General features: G+C 70.8%; 19 protein-coding genes. 5 read left to right on the top strand and 14 right to left on the bottom strand.

What is annotated here, in order from left to right; translation table 11 throughout:
* Positions 1 to 24: 24 nt before the first annotated feature.
* From AB0M83_RS19530 to AB0M83_RS19520, 3 genes are all read left to right on the top strand, one after another.
* Entirely contained in the window at positions 25 to 669 is a 645-nt protein-coding gene (locus AB0M83_RS19530) for a class F sortase (protein ID WP_364518853.1), read from the top strand.
* Positions 670 to 749: 80 nt separating this feature from the next.
* Positions 750 to 1541 (top strand): VOC family protein, encoded by a 792-nt coding sequence (locus tag AB0M83_RS19525; RefSeq protein ID WP_364518851.1) that lies wholly within the window; start codon positions 750 to 752, stop codon positions 1539 to 1541.
* Positions 1542 to 1691: 150 nt separating this feature from the next.
* Positions 1692 to 2495, top strand: coding sequence for a VOC family protein (locus AB0M83_RS19520; RefSeq protein WP_364518849.1), 804 nt, complete (start codon positions 1692 to 1694; stop codon positions 2493 to 2495).
* Positions 2496 to 2567: 72 nt separating this feature from the next.
* Here AB0M83_RS19520 and glpK read toward each other — a convergent pair whose 3' ends face one another.
* Both glpK and AB0M83_RS19510 read right to left on the bottom strand, forming a co-directional pair.
* Positions 2568 to 4082 (bottom strand): glycerol kinase GlpK, encoded by a 1515-nt coding sequence (gene glpK / locus AB0M83_RS19515; RefSeq protein ID WP_364518847.1) that lies wholly within the window; start codon positions 4080 to 4082, stop codon positions 2568 to 2570.
* A gap of 31 nt (positions 4083 to 4113) precedes the next feature.
* Entirely contained in the window at positions 4114 to 4863 is a 750-nt protein-coding gene (locus AB0M83_RS19510) for an MIP/aquaporin family protein (protein ID WP_364518845.1), read from the bottom strand.
* Positions 4864 to 5098: 235 nt separating this feature from the next.
* On the opposite strand from AB0M83_RS19510, the gene AB0M83_RS19505 reads away from it, so the two are divergent.
* Positions 5099 to 6832 (top strand): glycerol-3-phosphate dehydrogenase/oxidase, encoded by a 1734-nt coding sequence (locus tag AB0M83_RS19505; RefSeq protein ID WP_364518844.1) that lies wholly within the window; start codon positions 5099 to 5101, stop codon positions 6830 to 6832.
* Positions 6833 to 6957: 125 nt separating this feature from the next.
* On the opposite strand, the gene AB0M83_RS19500 is transcribed toward AB0M83_RS19505, so the two are convergent.
* From AB0M83_RS19500 to AB0M83_RS19470, 7 genes are all read right to left on the bottom strand, one after another.
* Entirely contained in the window at positions 6958 to 7488 is a 531-nt protein-coding gene (locus tag AB0M83_RS19500) for a GNAT family N-acetyltransferase (protein ID WP_364518842.1), read from the bottom strand.
* Positions 7489 to 7547: 59 nt separating this feature from the next.
* Positions 7548 to 8555, bottom strand: coding sequence for a hypothetical protein (locus tag AB0M83_RS19495; protein ID WP_364518840.1), 1008 nt, complete (start codon positions 8553 to 8555; stop codon positions 7548 to 7550).
* A gap of 75 nt (positions 8556 to 8630) precedes the next feature.
* Positions 8631 to 9785 (bottom strand): sensor histidine kinase, encoded by a 1155-nt coding sequence (locus tag AB0M83_RS19490; RefSeq protein ID WP_364518952.1) that lies wholly within the window; start codon positions 9783 to 9785, stop codon positions 8631 to 8633.
* A 22-nt stretch (positions 9786 to 9807) separates the two neighbouring features.
* Positions 9808 to 10197, bottom strand: a complete 390-nt coding sequence (locus AB0M83_RS19485; RefSeq protein ID WP_364518838.1) for a DUF1707 domain-containing protein — start codon at positions 10195 to 10197, stop codon at positions 9808 to 9810.
* A 6-nt stretch (positions 10198 to 10203) separates the two neighbouring features.
* Positions 10204 to 10758: a DUF1707 domain-containing protein gene (locus AB0M83_RS19480; RefSeq protein ID WP_364518836.1), complete on the bottom strand. Its 555-nt coding sequence runs from the start codon at positions 10756 to 10758 to the stop codon at positions 10204 to 10206.
* Positions 10759 to 10816: 58 nt separating this feature from the next.
* Complete coding sequence (locus AB0M83_RS19475; protein WP_364518834.1) at positions 10817 to 12610, bottom strand: acetyl/propionyl/methylcrotonyl-CoA carboxylase subunit alpha; 1794 nt, start codon at positions 12608 to 12610, stop codon at positions 10817 to 10819.
* 106 nt (positions 12611 to 12716) lie between these two features.
* Positions 12717 to 12992 (bottom strand): SAV_915 family protein, encoded by a 276-nt coding sequence (locus AB0M83_RS19470; RefSeq protein ID WP_364518832.1) that lies wholly within the window; start codon positions 12990 to 12992, stop codon positions 12717 to 12719.
* 130 nt (positions 12993 to 13122) lie between these two features.
* Here AB0M83_RS19470 and AB0M83_RS19465 point away from each other — a divergent pair, with 130 nt between their 5' ends.
* Positions 13123 to 13848, top strand: coding sequence for a hypothetical protein (locus tag AB0M83_RS19465; protein ID WP_364518830.1), 726 nt, complete (start codon positions 13123 to 13125; stop codon positions 13846 to 13848).
* Between the two features lie 76 nt (positions 13849 to 13924).
* On the opposite strand, the gene AB0M83_RS19460 is transcribed toward AB0M83_RS19465, so the two are convergent.
* The 5 genes from AB0M83_RS19460 to AB0M83_RS19440 form a co-directional block, all read right to left on the bottom strand.
* The gene (locus tag AB0M83_RS19460) at positions 13925 to 15277 is read right to left on the bottom strand and encodes a dicarboxylate/amino acid:cation symporter (protein WP_364518828.1); all 1353 of its coding nucleotides are present in this window, start codon (positions 15275 to 15277) and stop codon (positions 13925 to 13927) included.
* Positions 15278 to 15377: 100 nt separating this feature from the next.
* Positions 15378 to 16007: a nucleoside triphosphate pyrophosphatase gene (locus AB0M83_RS19455; protein ID WP_364518826.1), complete on the bottom strand. Its 630-nt coding sequence runs from the start codon at positions 16005 to 16007 to the stop codon at positions 15378 to 15380.
* A gap of 331 nt (positions 16008 to 16338) precedes the next feature.
* A complete protein-coding gene (locus tag AB0M83_RS19450) occupies positions 16339 to 17952 on the bottom strand; it encodes a DHA2 family efflux MFS transporter permease subunit (protein WP_364518824.1) in 1614 nt (537 codons plus the stop codon).
* Positions 17933 to 18562, bottom strand: a complete 630-nt coding sequence (locus AB0M83_RS19445; protein ID WP_364518822.1) for a PadR family transcriptional regulator — start codon at positions 18560 to 18562, stop codon at positions 17933 to 17935. The genes AB0M83_RS19450 and AB0M83_RS19445 overlap by 20 nt, the downstream gene beginning before the upstream one ends.
* A 151-nt stretch (positions 18563 to 18713) precedes the next feature.
* Complete coding sequence (locus tag AB0M83_RS19440; protein WP_364518820.1) at positions 18714 to 20297, bottom strand: TROVE domain-containing protein; 1584 nt, start codon at positions 20295 to 20297, stop codon at positions 18714 to 18716.
* Positions 20298 to 20643 lie beyond the last annotated feature (346 nt).

Genomic DNA, 20643 nt, shown 5'->3' with positions numbered 1-20643 from the left:
TAAACCCGTGCGAAGGGGGAGCACATGACTACGAAGATCACGAGCAGGCGGGGCTACCTGATCGCGCTCGTCGTGGCGCTTCTGGCCGCGTTGGTGGTGCTGGCGCTGACGCTCGGCGGAGAGGCCGAGCCGCCGGCCGCGCAGCCGCCGCCCGCGCAGCCCGTCGCGGTGAACCCGGCCGGTGAGCAGCCCGCCGACGCCGTCGCCGCACTGCCGAAGTCCGATCCGGTTTCGATCGACATCCCGAAGATCGGCGCGCATTCGTCGCTGGTCCCGCTGGGTGTCAACGCGGACGACACGATCCAGGTGCCGCCGGTGACCACGCCGCTGCAGGCGGGTTGGTACACCTACGCGCCCACGCCGGGCGAGGTCGGCCCGGCCGTCGTCCTCGGGCACGTCGACGGCAACCACCAGAAGGGCATCTTCTACCGCCTCAAGGAGCTGGCCGCCGGCGACCGCGTCTCGATCGCGCGCGCGGACGGGACGACGGCGCTGTTCGAGGTGACCAAGGTGCACCAGGTGCCGAAGCAGGAGTTCGAAAAGGAAGGCGTGTACGACGACACGGCCGGCCCCGAGCTGCGGCTGATCACCTGCGGCGGCGTCTTCGACCGGAGCGCGCACAACTACGTCGACAACATCGTCGTGTACGCCCGCCTGGTCCGGAGCTGATTTCCGGTTTTTGTCGGACCCCGGTGCTTCACTGTGCCTGTCGTCACCGAGACGGCGCCGACGAGGGCAGGGGAGCCGACATGCTGTTCCGGGACGAGCCGTGGCCCGAAGGGACGCCCAGCTGGGTGGACCTGGTGGTGCCCGACCAAGCGAAGGCGGTCGCCTTCTACCGTGGCCTGCTCGGCTGGGACGTGCGGCCGGGCGGTGAAGAGAACGGCTTCCACGGCATGGCGACGTTGCGAGACCGTCCGGTCGCCGGGATCGGCCACACCCCACCGGGGCAGGAGCTGCCCGCCGGGTGGACGACCTACCTGTCGGTGTCCGATGTGGACAAGACAGCGGCGGCGATCGGCGAAGCCGGCGGTCGGGTCGTCGTACCGGTGACGAACGTGCCGGCGCAGGGCCGGTCGGCCATCGCGGTCGACCCGGGCGGTGCGGCGTTCGGCCTCTGGGAACCCGGTGGCCACCACGGCACGCAGGTCATGGCGGGGCCGGGCGCGCTGGCCTGGAACGAGTGCATGAGCCCGGACTACCCGGCCGTCGAGGCGTTCTACGAGCGGGTCTTCGGCTACGGCTTCGAAGACGAGACCAGCGGTGACTCGACCTACAAGGCGCTGCTGGCGAGCGGCCGTCCCGTCGGGGGAATCGGTGCGCTGCCCGCGGAGGCGACGTCGAGTTGGCGCGTCTACTTCTGGGTGGCGGACGCCGACGCGAGTGCGGCCCGGGCGGTCGAGCTCGGCGGCCGGATCCTGGGCGAGCCGTTCGACTCGCCGGAAGGCAGGCACGTTCGGCTCGCCGACGACCAGGGCGTGCCGTTCTTCGTCATCGCGCCGACCGGACAGTCCGGCAAACCACGGGGCTGGGACGACTGAACGGGTGCCGGTCCGAGGCGCCTTCACCGACCGTCCCCGACCGGGCCGGTTCCGTGGTGGGGAGGCCTTCGGCCCTGGTTTTGTCGGTGGTGGGTGCCAGACTGTGTCGGCCGTCACCCGAGACGGCGTAGGCGAGGGGTTGGAGTCGACATGGTGTTCCGGGATGAGCGGTGGCCGGACGGCACGCCCAGCTGGGTGGACCTGATGGTGCCCGACCAGGCGAAGGCGGTGGCCTTCTACAGCGGCCTGTTCGGCTGGGACGTGCAGACCGGCGGTGAGGAAACCGGCTTCTACGGCATGGCCGAGCTGGGCGGCCGTCCGGTCGCCGGAATCGGCCAGACGCCGCCGGGGCAGGACATGCCTCCGGTGTGGACGACCTACCTGTCGGTGTCCGACGTGGACAAGACGGCCGCGTCGATCACCGAGGCCGGTGGGCAGATCGTCGTGCCGGTGATGGAAGTGCTGAAGGAAGGCCGGATGGCCGTGGCGGCCGACCCGGCGGGCGCGGTGTTCGGGCTGTGGGAGCCGGGCAACCACCTGGGCACGCAGGTCACGGCGGCACCGGGCACGCTGGCGTGGAACGAATGCATGAGCCGCGACTACCCGGCGGCGAAGGCGTTCTACGAGCAGGTGTTCGGCTACGGGTTCCAGGACCTGTCGAACGACGACTTCACGTACGCGGTGCTGCTGCTCGACGGCCGCCCGGTCGGCGGGCTCGGCGCCCTGCCCGATTCGGTGCCGGCCGAGGTGCCGTCGAACTGGTCGACGTACTTCTCGGTGGCGAATGCGGACGAGAGCGCGGCCAAGGTCGCGGAGCTGGGCGGCCGGGCACTGGACCAGCCGTTCGACTCACCGTACGGGCGGCAGGTGCGGGTGGTGGACGACCAGGGGGCGCCGTTCCTGGTCATCGCGCCGAACGAGCAGTCCGGGAAACCGGAGGGCTGGGAGGACTGAGGGACGAAGCGCGGTAGGGGAGGGCGACCGCGGGCCGGAGGCGCCGGAACGACGCCTCCGGCCCAGGGCCGGTCAGTCCTCGTCCGTGACCCAGTCGAAGGTCTTCGTCACGGCCTTCTTCCAGTTGCGGTACTCGGATTCGCGGCGGGAGTCGTCCATCGACGGGTCCCACTGCTTGTCCTGCGCCCAGTTGTTGCGGATGTCGTCCTCGGACTCCCAGAACCCGACCGCCAGGCCGGCGGCGTACGCGGCACCCAGCGCCGTCGTCTCGTTGACCACCGGGCGGATCACCGGCACGCCGAGGATGTCGGCCTGGAACTGCATCAGCAGCTCGTTGACGACCATGCCGCCGTCCACCTTGAGCGACTTCAGCGGGACACCCGAGTCGGCGTTCATCGCGTCGATGACCTCGCGGGACTGGAAGGCCGTCGCTTCCAGGACCGCGCGGGCGAGGTGGCCCTTGTTCACGAACCGGGTGAGCCCGACGATCGCGCCGCGGGCGTCGGACCGCCAGTAAGGAGCGAACAGACCCGAGAACGCCGGGACGAAGTACGCGCCGCCGTTGTCCTCGACGCTGCGCGCGTGCTCCTCGATCTCGGCCGCGGTCGCGATCATGCCGAGGTTGTCGCGCAGCCACTGCACCAGCGAACCGGTCACCGCGATGGAGCCTTCCAGCGCGTAGATCGTGTCGTTCGAGCCGATCTTGTAGCAGACCGTGGTAAGCAGCCCGTTCTGCGACATCACCTTTTCGGTGCCGGTGTTGAGCAGCATGAAGTTGCCGGTGCCGTAGGTGTTCTTGGCCTCGCCGGGCGAAAGGCAGGCCTGGCCGAACGTCGCGGCCTGCTGGTCGCCCAGGATGCCCGCGATCGGCACGCCGGCCAGCGCGCCCTTCTCGCGGACTTTGCCGTACTCCTCGGACGAGGAGCGGATCTCCGGCAGCATCGAAAGGGGGATGCCCATCTCACCGGCGATTTCGGCGTCCCACTGCAGGGTGTCGAGGTCCATCAGCATGGTGCGCGACGCGTTGGTCGGGTCGGTGACGTGCACGCCGCCGTCGGCCCCGCCGGTCATGTTCCACAGCACCCAGGTGTCCATGTTGCCGAAGATCAGGTCACCGGCTTCGGCCTTCTCGCGCGCGCCTTCGACGTTGTCGAGGATCCACTTGACCTTCGGCCCCGAGAAGTAGGTCGCGAGCGGGAGGCCGACCTTTTCGCGGTAGCGCTCCTGGCCGCCGCCGAGGTTGCCGAGCTCGGTGACGATCCGGTCGGTGCGGGTGTCCTGCCAGACGATCGCGTTGTAGACCGGCTTGCCGGTCTTCTTGTCCCAGACGAGCGCGGTCTCGCGCTGGTTGGTGATGCCGACGGCGGCGATGTCCTTCGCGGTCAGGTCGGCCTTGGCCAGCGCACCCGCGGCGACCCGGCGCGTGTTCTCCCAGATCTCTTCGGCGTTGTGCTCGACCCACCCGGCCTTCGGGAAGATCTGCTCGTGCTCGCGCTGGTCGACCGAGACGACGCGGCCTTCGTGGTTGAAGATCATGCACCGGGTCGACGTGGTGCCCTGGTCGATCGCGGCTACGTACGAAGTCATGTGTGCTCCAGGAATTCGGGAGGTTCGGCGATCAGGTCAGGTTGTGCACGAGGAGGTACAGGAGCGCGGCGATCGCGCCGCCGGCCAGCGGGCCGACGACCGGGATCCACGAGTAGCCCCAGTTGGCGTTCCCCTTGTTGCGGATCGGCATCAGGAACGCGTACGCGATCCGGGGGCCGAGGTCACGCGCCGGGTTGATGGCGTACCCCGTCGGGCCACCGAGGGAGGTACCGATCACGAGGACGACGAACGAGACGCCCGCGTAGCCCAGCGCGGAGTTGCCGAAGTTCGGGGTGCCGCCGTCGCCGACGGTGACCACCGGGCTGAGCAGGATCCAGGCCACCAGGACGAACGTGCCGATGACCTCGGTGACGAGGTTCCACACGGTGTTCGGGATCTGCGGTGCGGTGGAGAAGATGCCGAGGGTGTTCTCGGGCTCGGGGTGGTCGTCGAACTGCAGCTTGTAGGTCGCCCAGCACAGCATGGCGCCGATGATCGCGCCGGCCATCTGACCGATGAAGTAGAACGGGACGTCGGCCCACGGGGTCTTGTCGGCGATGGCGAGCCCGAGGGTCACCGCCGGGTTGAGGTGCGCGCCGCTGGGTGCGGCGATGCTGGCGCCGGTGAAGACGGCGAACGCCCACCCGAAGTTGATGAAGAGGATTCCGCCGTTGTTGCCGTTGGTCTTGCGGAGCACGTGGTTCGCGACCACACCGTTGCCGAGCAGGATCAGGGCGGCCGTTCCCAGTAGTTCCCAGACGATTATTGCCCCAGCACTCACCGCTGCACCTCCACACTGGACACTCTGCGCAGGGTCGATCACGGCGTGCCACGGCACCGTTGCCGACCCACGTCCGGGCGACGTTACCGGGGTGACGAAGATCATTCCAGGCACTGGGTAGCCGAATCTCTCCATGATCGCGGAGGGTTACGCCACAAGTGTCATGCGTGGGCGGGCGGATGATCACCAGGTCGTGCGATGCTGGAACCCTCGCCGGCACGAGGAGGAATGTCACGTGGCGCAGCACGCAGCGGAGACCAACCCGGCTCGACTGGGCCCGGCCAAGCGGGAAGAGACCTGGCAGCGGCTCGGCAACGAGACCTTCGACGTCGTCATCATCGGCGGCGGCGTGGTCGGCGCGGGCACGGCGCTCGACGCCGCGACGCGCGGCCTGCGGGTCGCGCTCGTCGAAGCCCGTGACCTCGCTTCGGGGACGTCGAGCCGGTCGAGCAAGCTCTTCCACGGCGGCCTGCGCTACCTGGAGCAGCTCGAGTTCGGCCTGGTCCGGGAGGCGCTGCGCGAACGTGAGCTGATGCTGACGACCATCGCGCCGCACCTGGTCAAGCCGGTCAGCTTCCTCTACCCGCTGACGCGCCGCGTGTGGGAACGGCCGTACACCGCCGCCGGCCTGCTGATGTACGACACGATGGGCGGCGCCCGCAGCGTCCCGGGCCAGAAGCACCTCACCCGCGCGGGTGCGCTGCGGATGGTGCCGGCGCTCAAGCGGTCCGCGCTGATCGGCGGGATCCGCTACTACGACGCGCAGTCCGACGACGCCCGCCACACGATGACGGTGGCCCGGACGGCGGCGCACTACGGCGCGGTCGTGCGGACGTCGACCCAGGTCGTCGGGTTCCTGCGGGAGGCCGACCGGGTGTCCGGCGTGCGCGTGCGCGACGTCGAGGACGGGCGCGAGACGGAGGTTTCGGCGGCCGCGGTGATCAACTGCACCGGCGTCTGGACCGACGAGCTGCAACGGCTCTCCGGCGGTCGCGGGCGGTTCCGCGTGCGCGCGAGCAAGGGCGTGCACATCGTCGTGCCGCGCGACCGGATCGTCTCGGAATCGGGGATGATCCTGCGCACCGAGAAGTCGGTGCTGTTCGTGATCCCGTGGCGCAACCACTGGATCGTCGGGACGACGGACACGGACTGGAACCTGGACCTGGCCCACCCGGCGGCGACGAAGCACGACATCGACTACCTGCTCGAGCACGTCAACAGCGTCTTGGCGACGCCGCTGACGCACGACGACATCGAAGGCGTGTACGCGGGGCTTCGCCCGTTGCTGGCGGGGGAGAGCGAAGAGACGTCGAAGCTTTCGCGCGAGCACGCGGTGGCGCGGGTGGCGCCGGGCCTGGTCGCGATCGCGGGCGGCAAGTACACGACGTACCGCGTGATGGCGGCGGACGCGGTCGACGCGGCGGCGGTGGACCTGCCGGGTCGTTCACAGCCGTCGATCACGGACAAGGTTCCCCTGATCGGCGCGGACGGTTACCACGCGCTGGTCAACCAGGCCGACCACCTGGCCGCCGAGCACGGCTTGCACCCCTATCGGGTGAGGCACCTGCTCGATCGCTACGGCTCGCTGGTCAACGAGGTCCTGGCGACGGCGAACGGCCGCCCGGAGCTGCTGAAGCCGATCGAGCACGCACCGGACTACCTGGGCGTCGAGGTGGTGTACGCGGCTTCGCACGAGGGGGCGCTGCACCTGGAGGACGTCCTGGCCCGCCGGACGCGCATCTCGATCGAGTACGCCCACCGCGGAGTCGACTGCGCCGAGCAGGTGGCGAAGCTGGTCGGCGAGGTCCTCGGCTGGTCACCCGAAACGGTGAAGCGGGAGATCGAGGTCTACAACGCCCGGGTGGAGGCGGAGCGTGAGTCCCAGTCCCAGCCGAGCGACGAGGCGGCGGACGCGTTGAGGTCGGCGGCCCCGGAGGCCCGCGCGGGCATCACGGAGCCGGTGAGCTGAGGTTGTCCCCAGCCCTGGTGAGTTGTGGACAACAGCGGCTGCGGGGCGCCTTCGGACGGGGTTCCGTCCGAAGGCGCCGATAGACTGGCCTCGGGGCCGCCCCCCTGGGAGCGGCGGGGCTGTTGTCAGGCCGTGCGGTGCCAGCGGATCAGGCGCTCGCCTGTCGGCGCGGGATCCGGCTCCGGCCCTACCAACGTGAACCCGCAGCGCTCCGCCACGATCGCCGATGCCGTGTTGCTCTCCTCGTAGCGGTAACTCACCTCGGTCAGCTCCAGGCCGCCGAAGCCGAAACGCAAGGCCGCGTTCAACGCCGTCGTCGCGATGCCCTTGCCTCGCTCGGTAGGGTGAACCCAGATCGTCGCCTCGGCGTAGTTCGCGGACAGGTTCAGCTCGCGCAGGCCGACCTCGCCCAGCAACCGGCCCGACGTCGGCTCCGCGATCGCCCACGAGCAGCGCTCGTCGCCCGCCCACTGGGCCGCCCGGAGCGCCACGTACTCCGTTGCCTCGTCGAGGGTGCGCAAGCGGTAGTTCAGCACGTACTTGCGGTGCGTCGGGTCGGCGAACGCCTCCATGAGCAGCGGCCGGTCGTCGATGTGCCGGTCGGCGCGCAGCTGGCGCAGGTAGTAGGTGCCCGCGTTGATCTCCACCGGTTCCACTCCGCCCAGCCTAGCCAGGCCGGGAGCACGCCGCTCCCGGCCCGGCGATCAAGGCCGCGTCACGGCGTCAAGCGCCAGATCACCGGCACCCCGCTGCTGGGGGTCGCGTCGTTCGACGCGTAGCCGGCCAGCGTGCCGTCGTCGGCCGCGACCTCGGCCCGGAACACCGAATAGCCGCTCGGGCCCTGGACCACGCCCGGGACCGTGCCGCGCCACACCACCGCGTTGCCGTAGATCTGCGGCCCCGACGGCGTCGGCACCAGGCCCACGGTCAACCCGGACTTGTTGATGTCCTGCGCGATCCCGCCGCCCTCCAGACCGACCGTCCCGTCCGGCGTGGACCACCTGGCCGCCTGGCCGCCACCCGACAAGCGCCACCCGACGACGACCCCGTTGCGGATCGCGTACCCCTCGGCCTGTCCGGACGGGCTCGGCGTGAGCTTCCGCAGGACGCCGTCCTTCCACAGCGCCGAGCCGGTGCCGGTGCTCAGCAGGATCGTGCCGTCGTCGTCCAGGTCGCGCGGAGACGAGACGTCCCCCGTCTCCGGGATGACCACCGGCGCGCTGCCGTCGGCCCGCCACAGGACGATGGCCCGGGGCACCCCGGGCTGGTAGGCCTCGCCCAGCACGTCGCCGCGGGTGTTGATCGCGACGCCGGTCACTTCCTGGTAGCCCGCCGGGTTGTCCTTGATGTGGTACCACGACTCGTCCAAGGTGAACGTCCGGCTGGTGAAGGTCTCGTAGTCGTGGATCGTGCCGACCACGACGCCGGACGAGTTTTCGCCGTTGGCGTCGACCCTCTCGTACCCATCCGGCACGCCACGCAAGAACGGCTGCCCGTTGCGCCAGCTCACGGCCTGGGTGACGTCGTTGACCCGGAACGTGCCGGTGTACTCGCCCTTCCCGTCCGACCCGGTAATGTTGCCCGCGCCCGCGCCGGGCGGCAGCGGCAGGATCGTCGGGCGCCAGGCGAGCCGGATCGCCGCGGCGTCCGCAGGAACCCCCAGTGCGGCGACGGCGATCGCCACGGTGGCGAGCACCCCCGCCCGCTTCCACATCTTCATCATTTCGTTCCCTTCCCCGACCTGCACGATCACCACGTCCGAGGCGGGCAGCCGGTTGCTCGGCGAAAGGAGCAATCTTCAGAGAGCCGGGACCTGGGCGCTCACGGCCGTGCCGCCGCCCGGCGCGCTCTCGATCGTCAGCGTCCCCGCGACCCGGCGGACGCGCTGCCGCATCGCCTCCAGGCCGAACCCGGTGCCGTCACCGCGGTCGCCGGGGCGGAAGCCGGCACCGTCGTCGACGACGTCGAGCAGCACCAGATCGTCCGCATAGGACAGTGTCACCCCGATCCGGGACGCCTTCGCGTGCTTCTCCGCGTTCGCCAGCGCCTCCTGCGCGACGCGGTAGAGCGTCTCCTCCAGATCCGGCAGCAGCGGCCGGGCGTCCCCGGTCGTCTCCACGCGGACAGCCACCCCCGACGTCTCGGAGACCCGCCGGGCCAGCCGGGAAAGCGCTTCCGGCAGCTGGGCCGCGTCCAGCGGCTCCGGCCGCAGTGCCTGCACCGCGCGACGCGCTTCCCCGAGACTGTCGCGGGCGAGCACCCGCACCTGCTCCAGCCGCCGCTCCCGGTCGGGGCCGTCGGCGGCCTGCAGCTGCGTGACGATCCCGGTCAGGCCCTGCGCGAGCGTGTCGTGGATTTCGCGGGCCATCCGCTGCCGTTCGTCGAGCACGCCGGCTTCCCGCGCCTGGGCGACCAGCCGCGCGTGCAGGTCCGCGTTCTCCTCGAGCGCGGCCTCCAGCCGGACGTTCGCCTTCCGCCGCCGCTCGCTCTCCGCGCCGACGAACCACGCGGCGTACAGCAGCGGCCCGGCCATCGACAGGACCAGCACCCACGTCGGGCTGCGCGAGTCCGGATCGGCGGCCAGCAGCGGCAACGTCGCCGTCGCGGCCACCGCGAAGAACCCCCATCGCGCGGGGAAGAGCACGAAGGCGAGTGGATAGCCGAAGGACGCGAAGCCCATGAACGTGTCCTCGCGCGCCACCAGCACGGTCGCGACCGCGAGCACCCCGGCGTAGTAGCCCGCGACGAGCCACGGATGCGTGCGCCGGTGCGGGAACAGCGGGATCAGCAGCGGTATCCACACCGCCGCGACGACGACGGCGACCAGCGTGGCGCCCCGGATGCCGGGCCCCCAGAGCACGCACGCGGCGAGCCCGGCCAGGCCGACGCCGGTGAAGATCGGCCCCGCCACCCGTTCGCCTCGGGCGTCCAGCGCGCCCGGCACCACGCCCATCACGCCGGTGATTCTCGCAGGCTCAGCGCCGCCGGCGGGTCCCGGCGATCATCGCGACCACCAGCGGCAGCGCGATCGAGATGATGAGCAGCCGGCCGCGGGACAGGATGAGCACCGCGACCGCCAGGATGATCGCGATCGGGACCGCGCCGCGGGTCAGGAACTGCGAGAGCGCGCTTTCCCCGGACATCACCGGCACCTGGGGCGCGGAGGCCCCGTTGAGCAGGGCGCTCGGGCGCGGCGAGGGCAGGTCGTCGAACAGCGGGATGAGCTCGCTGACCCGCTTGGCCGCGGTGACCTTCGCCGAGCGGGTGCCGTACTCGTCGATGTCGAGCCGCCCGGAGCGGACGTGCTCTTCGAGGACGTCCAGGGCGTCCTGGCGTTCGTCGTCGCTCAACCGCATGTCGCCCACGGCGGATCAGCGGCCCAGGCCGCGCCGGTGGTCGCGGAAGGAGTCGCGCAGCTCGCGGCGGCGCTCCCGGTCGCGCAGGTGCCGCTGGCGGCGGTCGTGGTGATCGTGGTGGCGGTGGTTGTCGTCGTGCCCGCTGTGGCCCCACATCGACCGGCCGAAGACGCTCAGCCCGATCGGGACGAGGATCAGCGCCCCGTGCACGACGCCGGTGGCGATCAGCGCGATCACCGCGATCCAGACCAGCGGGACGAACGCCGCGACGAACCGCTGCGGGCCGGTCCAGCCTTCCGGCGAAGCGGGCTGCCGCGGCGCGGGCGCGGCCGCCGGCTCGGGCGTGGCAACAGCCTGCGGGACGTCGTCGTAGCGGGGGTGTGGCGCGGGCAGGTCCGCGAAGAGCTCGACGAGCTCGCCGCGCGTCTTCGCCGCGGTGATCCGCGCCGAGCGCTCGCCGTATTCGTCGATGTCGATCCGCCCCGCGCTCATGTGCTCACCGAGCGCGGACAGCGCGGACTCGCGGTTCTGGTCGCTGATCCGCAGCTGCGGAGACGGGACTTCGGTCACCTTGCCGATGGTAGGCCGCCTCGGGGGCGGCCCACCACGACATCTGCAACGTTCTGTCCTACTTGATCTCGAGAAGCTGCGTGCCCTGCGTCACGGCGGCGCCGACCTCGACCGAAAGGCCGGTGACGGTGCCCGCTTTGTGTGCGGTGACCGGGTTCTCCATCTTCATCGCCTCGAGGACGACGATCAGCTCACCGGCTTCGACCGTCTGGCCCTCTTCGACGGCCACCTTCACGATGGTGCCCTGCATCGGAGCGGTGACGGCGTCGCCGCTCACCGCCGCCTTGCCGCCGCCGGCCCGCTTGCGCGGTTTCGCCTTGACGGCGGTGCCGCCCCCGCCGCCACCTTCGAGCGCGAACCCGCCCGGCAGCGACACCTCCAGGCGACGGCCGCCGACCTCGACGACGACGTTCTGCCGCGGCTCTTCCTCGGCGGCCTCGACGTCCGGCGCCACGAACGGCTCGATCTTGTTGTCGAACTCCGTCTCGATCCAGCGCGTGTGCACGCTGAAGCCGTTCTCGTCGCCGATGAACGCCGGGTCGTCCACGATCACGCGGTCGAACGGCAGCACCGTCGCCATGCCCTCGACGACCATCTCGGCGAGCGCGCGGCGGCTGCGTTCGAGGGCGTTGTTCCGGTCCGAGCCGGTGACGATCAGCTTCGCCAGCATCGAGTCGAACTGCCCGCCGATGACGCTGCCCGACTCGACACCGGAGTCGACGCGCACGCCCGGCCCGCTCGGCGCGACGAACTTCGTCACCGTGCCCGGCGCGGGCAGGAAGCCGCGGCCGGCGTCCTCGCCGTTGATGCGGAACTCGATCGAGTGACCGCGCGGCTCGGGGTCTTCGGTGATCCGCAGCTTCTCGCCGCGCGCGATGCGGAACATCTCGCGGACGAGGTCGAGGCCGGTGGTCTCCTCCGAGACCGGGTGCTCGACCTGCAGGCGCGTGTTGACCTCGAGGAAGGAGATGGTGCCGTCGGTGGCGACGAGGTATTCGACCGTGCCGGCGCCGTAGTAGCCGGCTTCCTTGCAGATCGCCTTCGCCGACTCGTGGATGCGCTTGCGCTGCTCGTCGCTCAGGAACGGCGCGGGCGCCTCCTCGACGAGCTTCTGGTGCCGGCGCTGCAGCGAGCAGTCGCGGGTGCCGACGACGATCGCGTTGCCGTGCATGTCGGCCAGCACCTGCGCCTCGACGTGACGCGGCTTGTCCAGGTAGCGCTCGACGAAGCACTCGCCGCGGCCGAACGCGGCGACGGCTTCCCGCGTCGCCGACTCGAACAGCTCGGGGATCTCTTCGCGGGTGCGCGCGACCTTGAGGCCGCGGCCACCGCCGCCGAACGCGGCCTTGATGGCGACCGGCAGGCCGTGCTCGTCGGCGAACGCGACGATCTCGTCGGCGTTCTTGGCCGGCTCCTTCGTGCCCGGCACCAGTGGCGCGCCCGCGCGCATGGCGATGTGGCGCGCGGTGACCTTGTCGCCGAGGTCGCGGATGGCCTGCGGGCTCGGCCCGATCCAGGTCAGCCCGGCGTCGAGGACGGCCTGGGCGAAGTCCGCGTTTTCGGAGAGGAAGCCGTAGCCCGGGTGGACGGAGTCGGCGCCGGCGCGCTTGGCGGCGTCGAGCAGCTTCTCGATGTTCAGGTAGCTTTCGGCGGCCGTGGTGCCGCCGAGCGCGAAGGCCTCGTCGGCCAGGCGCACGTGCGGTGCGTCGCGATCCGGGTCGGCGTACACCGCGACGCTGGCCAGGCCGGCGTCTTTGGCGGCTCTGATCACGCGTACCGCGATCTCGCCCCGGTTCGCGACCAGGATCTTGGTCACCGGACCACCGGTGGATTCGCCGACCTGCTCGGCCACCCCGCACCTCCTGCGTCCCGACAGCTGCTTTGCTGACCGCCCACGCGGTACGGGGGAGTCTACGGATCTGACGTCGGGAGTCTCTTGAGTGAGAGCTGAACCACGCTCAGACGTGGTGGCGCAGCTCCTGGGGCAGCGGGGAGTCGAGCACGATGACGTCGTACGGGTTCGCCGCGTGGACCTTCGGCAGGTGCTCGGTGTTCACCAGTGCCCACGGCTGGTGCTCGCCGCAGCAGTCGATCAGCCGGTCGAGCGCGGTGAACGCGACCAGGGCGGTCCGGCCGTCCGGCGTGCGGCGCAGTTCGATCGACGCGCCCTCGGTCTCGGCGCTGGCCGGGCCGGTCGGCAGGTAGAGCGCGGGGGGAAGGTTCGGGTTGGTCACCCGGACAACATAGACGGACACTCTCCGCGAAGGCGGGGTGCCTCGGCCGGGTGCCCGGCCGGGGGATTTCGGCCACACCCCGCCGGGCCGCTGCCCACACACAGTCGCGACGCGGCTTACGCTCTGTCTCATGCGGACTTCGGCGGCGCGCACGCCCCGGTCGGCGCTGCTCACCGCGGTGCTGGCCGCGGTGGTGACCCTCGGCGCGATCGCCGCGGTGTTCCTGCTGCGGCCGCGGCCGGAGGAGCCCGCCGGGGTGGCCGAGCCCGCGGCCGCGCCCGTGCCGCCGGTGGTGACGTGCGGCGGCGGCCCGTGCCGCCAGCTCGCGGCGATGACCGTCGGCGGGACCCCGGTGGTGCTGCTGACCGACGCGGTGGGCGGTTCGGCGCGGGTGCGCGTCGGGCCGGAGCCGGGCACGGTGTTCGAGCTGTCGATCGGCCAGCTGGGCGTGCGGCTGGACCAGGACTCGCTGCGCTGCATCGACGGCGCGGCACCGACGTGCCTGGTCCGCGGCGACGTCGGCGACCAGGGCACCACGGCGTACGGCGAACTGCTCGTCGCGAACGGCGGGGTCTGGCGCGCGCCGGGCAAGCCGTACTTCGCGGACGCGGGGACGTTGTCCCTCTACGACGTCACGGCCGACGGCCGCCCGGACGTGATCGTCGTCCGCCACGACTGCCGCGGCGCGGATTCCGGAACCCCGAAGTGCGACGCGGCCCCGGTGCTGGGCCAGGTGTACGACCTGACGGGCAAGTCGGTCGGCTGCACGCGCCGGTACACGGCCCCGTCGGACCTGCGCGGCTGGCCGGACATCCGCCTCACCCGCGCCGACCTCCGCACCTGCCCCACCTCCTGAACCGAACCCGGAGCTTTCCCCGGGAAAGTGTTGCGGAGGCGGGACCTCCACAACACTTTCACGGCGAAAGTGACGGTCAGGCGGGGGCGGGTTCCGTGTGGCGGGCCTCCGTGCCGTCGTCGCTGTGCTCCGGGTTGTCCGTCGGGGCGTCGAGGACCTCGTCGTCGAGGAGGCCTTCGCCGCGCGCCACGATCACCGGGACTGCGATCTGGCCGGCCACGTTCGTCGCCGTGCGCATCATGTCCATGATCGGGTTGACCGAGTAGATCAGCGCCAGGCCGATCGCGACCTGCTTCGCGTCGAGGCCGATGAACGACGTCGTCAGCGTGAACGCCGTCAGCCAGCCGGTGGTCCCGGCCGTCGCCAGGGCGCCGACCACGGCGACCACGACGATGCCGGCGTACTGCCAGAAGTTCAGCGACACCCCGGCCAGGTTGGCGACGAAGATCGCCGCGATCGCCGGGAAGACCGCCGCGCAGCCGTCCATCTTCGTCGCGCTGCCGAGCGGGGTCGCGAAGGCCGCGTACGCCGGCTGGACGCCGAGGTTCACCGCGGACTGGCGGGTCAGCGGCAGCGTCGCGGCCGAGGACTGCGAAGCGAACGCGAACTGGATCGCCGTGCCCGCCTTCGCGAAGAACTTCATCGGGCTGACCTTCGCCACGAACCGCAGCAGGATCGGGTAGACGACGAACAGCACGAGCAGGCAGCCGACGTACACCGCGAGCGTGGTGGAGAACAGCGGGCGGAACAGCGCGTCGCCGTAGTTGGAGACCGCCGCGCCGATCAGGCCGATGATGCCGATCGGGGCCAGCCGGACGATCCAGCCGAGGTACCGCTGGATGATCTCGAACACGCTCGTCGTGAAGTCCACGAACGGCTTCGCCTTGTCACCCAGGCTGTACGCGGCCGCGCCGATGACCAGCGCGAGGAAGAGCACCTGCAGCGTCTCGCCGTCGGCAAACGCTTTCACGAAGTTCTCCGGCAGGAGCCCGTCGACGAAAGCGCTCCACGAACCCCAGTGGTCCACGCTCTGCGCCGCCTTGTCGGCGTTCTTGGCGGTCGCCGTGACGCCGCCGAGGCCGCCCGAACCCGGGTCGAAGAGCCGGCCGACGGCGATGCCGATCAGCGAGGCGATGAACGACGTGATGGCGAACCAGAGCACCGTCTTGCCGCCGAGGCGCGCGGCGGTGCGGCCGCCGCCGAGCTTCCGGAGGCTGTTGATGCCGACCACGATCGCCGTGAAGACCAGCGGGATCACCGCGATCTGCAGCAGCGTGGTGAAGATGGTGCCGATCTGGTCGAGGAGATCGGTCAGCCAGCCGGCTTCGGTCTGCCGTGCGACGACGCCCAGGAGGGCGCCGACGACGAGCGAGCCGAGAACCGCGGCCGCGAACACCCGCGGCTTGGTGTATGTCCGTACGAAAGACACGGGGCGACTCCGGAGCTCGAAAGTTTCTTGTCTTGCCGGGTAAAGAGAACGTTAGGCAAGGCAGGACTCTTCCGGATCACCCGTTCGTGTGGCGCCCTTCTCAGGATGCGGGACGCCGCCAGAGATCCACGACACTCACGCCGACTTCGGCCAGCAGCCGGCGCGTCAGCGGCAGGCTGATGCCGATCACGCTCGTGTGCCCGCCGTCGAGCCCCTCGACGAACCAGCTGCCCAGGCCGTCGATCGTGAACCCGCCGGCCACGTGCAGCGGCTCGCCGGTAGCGACGTACGCGTCGATCTCCGCCGGGCTCGGCGTGCCGAACCGGACGGTCGTCGACTCCCAGCCACTGGTCTCCTTCGCGCGCGTCCCGCCGTCGAGCCGGACGACCGCGTGCCCGGTGAGGAGCTCACCGGATGACCCCGCCATCGCGGCCCAGCGCTGCCGCGCGATGTCCGGGTTCGCCGGTTTGCCGACCATCTGCCCGCCGATGTTCAGCATCGAGTCGCAGGCGACGACGACGGCGTCCGGGTGGGCCGCGGCGACCTGGTCGAGAACCGCCTCGGCCTTGGCCGCGGCGAGGGCCGCGACGAGCTCGGACGGCGCCGGGTCGGTCAGTGAGGCGGCGACGGCGTCCTCGTCGACGCCGGAGACGAACACGGCCGGATCGAGGCCGGCGGACCGCAGGAGGGCGAGTCGGGCGGGGGACTGGGAGGCGAGGACGAACTGCACACGGCGAAGGTACCCGGACGTCGTCGTAACCGAATTGTGACCGGCGTCACCGCGGGTTCGGAGTTAGTTTGTTGTGGCTCGCAACATATGGCGCCGGGAAGACGCGGAGGTGACCGATGACCGTACGAGTCACGGAATCGACGCCCCTCACCAGGACCCAATCGCTGTGGACCAGGCTCCGCGCGACGAAGGGCCGGGCGACCATCCGGGCGGATTCGGCTTCGGCGCCGAAGACCGCGCGCTGACCACCGCTCCCGCGGTTCGTGCGGGCCTCCGCTCCGGTCCCGACACCCGGCGCGGAGGCCCACACGGTTCTTCAGAGGCCTTTTCGTCAGGCCGTGGCGGCCTCGGGAGCCGGCGCCGGGGTCTCCCAGCGCGGCTTGACCTGCCGCAGCACGGCCGCCGAGAGCACGCCCAGCAGCAGCACGGCCATCGGCAGCAGCATCGTCACGCGGGCGGCGTCCGTCAGTCCACTGTGGACCGCGTCCGACGCGAGCCGGCCGGCCTGGGCGGCGACCTCCGCGGGCAGCCCCGGCATCGGCGACGGCCCGCCGGCCGACCCGAACTCCCCGGTGCTCGCCGCGGCCTTCGCGATGCCTTCCGCGAACGGCGCCCGATACTGCTCCGGCAGCTGCGAAGCCGCCTTCGCCGCCTCGTCCGCGATGGACGAGCTGACCTGGGCCTGCAGCAGCACGCCGATGGCCGCGGAGCCGAGCACGCCGCCGACCTGGCGGGAGGTGTTGAAGATCCCCGAAGCCGTGCCGGCCAGCCGGGGTTCGACCGAACCCATCGTCATGTTGCTCATCGGCGAGAAGATGCAGCCGATGCCGAGCCCGCACAGCAGCAGCGCCGGGATGAAGCTCCACGGGCTGCTCGTCGGCGACGCCTGCAGCGCGATGACCCCGAGCCCGCCGGCCAGCGCCGCCAGGCCGAACATCACCAGGTACTTGCCGTTCACCTTGTCGGACAGGTTCCCGACGAACGGCGCCACGATCCCCGACAGCAGCGACATCGGCGCGGTCAGCAGGCCCGCCATCGTCGGGCTCAGGCCGAGCACCGACTGGATGTAGATCACCAGCGGCAGGAACATGCCGGTCATCGCGAAGCCGACCGTCGTCGCCGTGAGCGTGCCCGCCGAGAAGTTGCGGTTGGCGAAGACCTGCAGCGGCAGCAGCGGTTCGCGCTTGTTCACCCGCTGCCACACCACGAACGCCACGAGCAGCAGCACGCCGGCGCCGATGATCTCGAACACCGTGATCCCGCCCCAGACGGTGCCCCAGTCGTACTGCTGGCCGTTCTGCACGCCGAACACGATGAACAGCAGCGCCAGGCTGGACAGCAGGATGCCGATGAAATCGAACGAGTGCGAGTGCTTCGGCTGCCAGTCCGGCACCAGCAGCAGCGTCATCACGATGGCGACCACGCCGATCGGCACGTTGACGTAGAAGATCCACTCCCAGCCGAGGTGGTCGACGAGCACGCCGCCGAGCAGCGGGCCGGTGATCGTCGCCAGCCCGGCGACGCCGCCCCACATGCCCATCGCCGGGCCGCGCTTGGCCGGCGGGAACAGGTGCGTGATGAACGCCAGCGTCTGCGGCGTCATCAGCGCGGCGCCGAGGCCCTGCACGGCCCGCGCGGCGATCAGCATCTCGACGTTGCCGGAGAGACCACACCACAGCGACGCGCCGGTGAACACGACCAGCCCGGCCAGGAACACCCGCTTCGGGCCGAAGCGGTCGCCGAGCCGGCTGGTGAACAGCATCGGCACGGCGTAGGTCAGCAGGTAGACGCTGATCACCCAGACGACGGAGTTCAGCCCGGCGTTCAGCTCGCGCAGCATGGTCGGGATCGCGATCGACACGATCGTCGTGTCGAGCAGGATCATGAAGAAGCCGAGGCACAGCGCGCCCAGCGCGGCCCACGGGTTAGCTTGTCTTGCGTTCATCGTCGTCTTCCCTGGTGATGAGGCTCAGGTGGCGTTGGTGGTGGTGGTCCTGGAACGGGATCCGCCCGGAGCGCAGGTCGTCGAGGAGCCGTTCGGTCCACTCGAGCTCGAACTTGCGGTGGTCGCACTGGTAGCGCCAGTCGAGCCAGTAGATCTCCGGCGTGCCGTCCCCGGTGAGGTGGTCGAGTACGGCCTGGTCGGCGGCGACGCCGGCGCGCAACCGCGTGACGCGGTGCTCGAGCTCGAGCAGTGACGCCTCCTTGCCCAGCTCGTCGATGACGGCGAGCCCGGACAGGTAGGCGGGGAACTCCTTGATGACGTCGCCCAGCAGTTCGCGGCCGCGCTGGCTGAACTCGTCCAGCCCGGCCTGCGTCATGCCGTAGACGGTCCGTTCGGGCCGCCGGCCGTCGCGTTGCGTGTCGACGACCTCGATGAAACCGCCGCGGTGCAGGCGTTCCACGGTGTGGTAAAGCGATCCCGCCTTCACGTTGACCCGGGTGTCGACGTACCGCTCGCGCATGAGCTGGGCCATCTCGTACGGGTGCATGGGTTTCTCGTGGAGCAGCTCCAGCACGGCGATGCCGAGCGGGGTCAGCTTGGCCGAGGCCATGATCCTTAGTCCCTCCGGATGACTCCAGGTCGTTTATTCCACGTGGACTATACGGCGCAGACTACTGCCCGGTCCACGGCTACTTCTGTGACGGTCCGTACACACCGCGAAGGCCCCCATGATCCCGTCACGGGGGCCTCCACGGCTTCTCTCAGAACGGCCAGTCGGCGTTCCGTCCGCCCTCGAGCAGGGGAATCATCCGGAACCCCTGGTCGCTCAGGCCGCCGAACGTGTGCCGGTGCGCGGTGCCGGACGGCGCGTGACCGTACCGGTAGCCGGCCAGGTTCCACGTGTACAGCGGCACGTGCGCGGGCAGCGCCTGCCCGACGTCACCGAAGCCGGCCTGCTCGTCGGTGAGGATGACGACGCGGTCGTGCTTCGCGAAGTGCTTCCGCAGCGCGCCCGCCGTGTTCGTGCCGCCGCCGAGGAAGAAGCCGCCGGACCTCCAGCGCTCGACGTCGCTCAGCAGCGACCCGCCCCGGCGCAGCCTGAACACCTTGGTGCGCGTGCCGCCCAGCAGGCGGTCCGAGAACGAGACGACGTCGGCGTCCGCGCACCGGCGGCCCAGCGCGAGGCCGAAGACCGCGGCGGCGTCCCAGCGCATCAGGGTGCCGTCGCGGCTGAACCCCATGTTCATCGATGACGAGGTGTCGACGAGCACGAGCGTCCGGCCGGGCAGCTCGGGCACGTTCGCCAGCGAAAGCGCGATCGCCTGCTCGAGTGCCCACGCCCAGCGCAGCGACGGCGCGGCCCGGTAGGCCGACAGGAACCGCATCGGCAGCTGCCGCGACTTCGCGACCTGCGCCGGATCGGCCAGCCGCCCGGCGACGCGCTGCGCGACCTCGTCCGAAACGCCGGCCTCGTCGAAGTTCCTCAAGTTCCGCAGGAGCGCCATGAAACCCATCGACGGGATCAGCGCTTCCCAGACACGCGCGTCGAGCGGACCCTGCAGCCAGCCGGCGACCGACTCCCACGTCATGCCGGCCGCGCGGAGGACGTCCGCGGCGTCCGGCTGCGCGAACAGCGCACGGCGACGCGGAACGTCCCACGCCGTCAGCTCGGCGCGGGCGCGCAGGACCTCCAGTGCGTCCGGGAGCGGGTTCTCGCGGTCGTGCCGCTCGTCGAGGACGTGCTTGAACAGCTCGCCCTGGGCGGGATCGCGCGGGCCCGGGTGGGTCAGCTCGAGGACGTCGGCGAAGCGGAACGCCCGCGCGGCCGAGTCCCACTTGACGTACGCGCGCTCGTCGTAGAGCCTCCGGGCCGCGTCGGCCACGCCGCGCTTGACCGGCTTCGGAATGGTCTTGCCGTGCACGGAAGTCCAGTAGGCGAGCAGCTCGCCGGGCTCGTCGGCCCGCTGCAGGACGTCGGCGACGACCTGGCGGCCGAGCCCGTCGAGCCCGGCGTCGAGGCGTGCCTTGGCGAACTCGGCCGCGCCGACGAGCGACGCGGTGCGCAGGTTCGCTTCGGTGCGCAGCCAGCGCAGGAATCGGGCCGTCCACTGTGGATCCTCGAGGGTCGCGGCGTGGACGAGCGCGGTGTAGCGGGCGTCGCGCGCACCGGCGGACTCGTAGAAGGTGTGCTCACCGACCATGTTGGTGACGGCGAGCAGGAAAAGCTCGGACCGGGCGTCGCGCGCGTAGCCGGCGCCACCTTCGTGGGTGACGGCGGACGGCGTGGCCTCACCGCGGACCGGCGAGGTCGCGGCGGGCGCGCGGGCGGTGTTGAACTTGCTCATTTCTCCCCCTCGTGATGAGGGAGCCGCGGCCACGGCGATGCCCGAGTTCGAAGTCGGTGAAGGTACGTTTGCTGCTCTGCCAGGCTGAGCTACCGGACCGGAACGGCCCGGGAGGGATTCGAACCCCCGACCTGCCCATTACAAGGAAGTAACCCTCGCCTGCGCACCGGGCATCGGTGTGGCCGCGGCTCCCGAGATCTTTCCGCACCGGGAGTGCGTTGCCCGAGATCGAAGTGGTGAAGGCTTTCGGGAGTCGAACCCATGGGATACCAGAGAAGTAACCCTCACCGCCGCACCGGGCGAGACCCACGTTAGCCGCCGAGCCAGTGCAACGGAAACTGATTTT

It is taken from the genome of Amycolatopsis sp. NPDC051106 (assembly GCF_040682775.1).
In the GTDB taxonomy this organism is placed as follows: domain Bacteria; phylum Actinomycetota; class Actinomycetes; order Mycobacteriales; family Pseudonocardiaceae; genus Amycolatopsis.
This window is presented reverse-complemented; position numbering and strand designations above follow the sequence as displayed.

Bases quoted from the DNA above. Each gene is read 5' to 3' on its own strand.
- AB0M83_RS19530 (WP_364518853.1), top strand. From the start codon at position 25: ATGACTACGAAGATCACGAGCAGGCGGGGCTACCTGATCGCGCTCGTC.
- AB0M83_RS19525 (WP_364518851.1), top strand. From the start codon at position 750: ATGCTGTTCCGGGACGAGCCGTGGCCCGAAGGGACGCCCAGCTGGGTG.
- AB0M83_RS19520 (WP_364518849.1), top strand. From the start codon at position 1,692: ATGGTGTTCCGGGATGAGCGGTGGCCGGACGGCACGCCCAGCTGGGTG.
- glpK (WP_364518847.1), bottom strand. From the start codon at position 4,082: ATGACTTCGTACGTAGCCGCGATCGACCAGGGCACCACGTCGACCCGG.
- AB0M83_RS19495 (WP_364518840.1), bottom strand. From the start codon at position 8,555: ATGATGAAGATGTGGAAGCGGGCGGGGGTGCTCGCCACCGTGGCGATC.
- AB0M83_RS19490 (WP_364518952.1), bottom strand. From the start codon at position 9,785: ATGGGCGTGGTGCCGGGCGCGCTGGACGCCCGAGGCGAACGGGTGGCG.
- AB0M83_RS19465 (WP_364518830.1), top strand. From the start codon at position 13,123: ATGCGGACTTCGGCGGCGCGCACGCCCCGGTCGGCGCTGCTCACCGCG.
- AB0M83_RS19450 (WP_364518824.1), bottom strand. From the start codon at position 17,952: ATGAACGCAAGACAAGCTAACCCGTGGGCCGCGCTGGGCGCGCTGTGC.
- AB0M83_RS19445 (WP_364518822.1), bottom strand. From the start codon at position 18,562: ATGGCCTCGGCCAAGCTGACCCCGCTCGGCATCGCCGTGCTGGAGCTG.
- AB0M83_RS19440 (WP_364518820.1), bottom strand. From the start codon at position 20,297: ATGAGCAAGTTCAACACCGCCCGCGCGCCCGCCGCGACCTCGCCGGTC.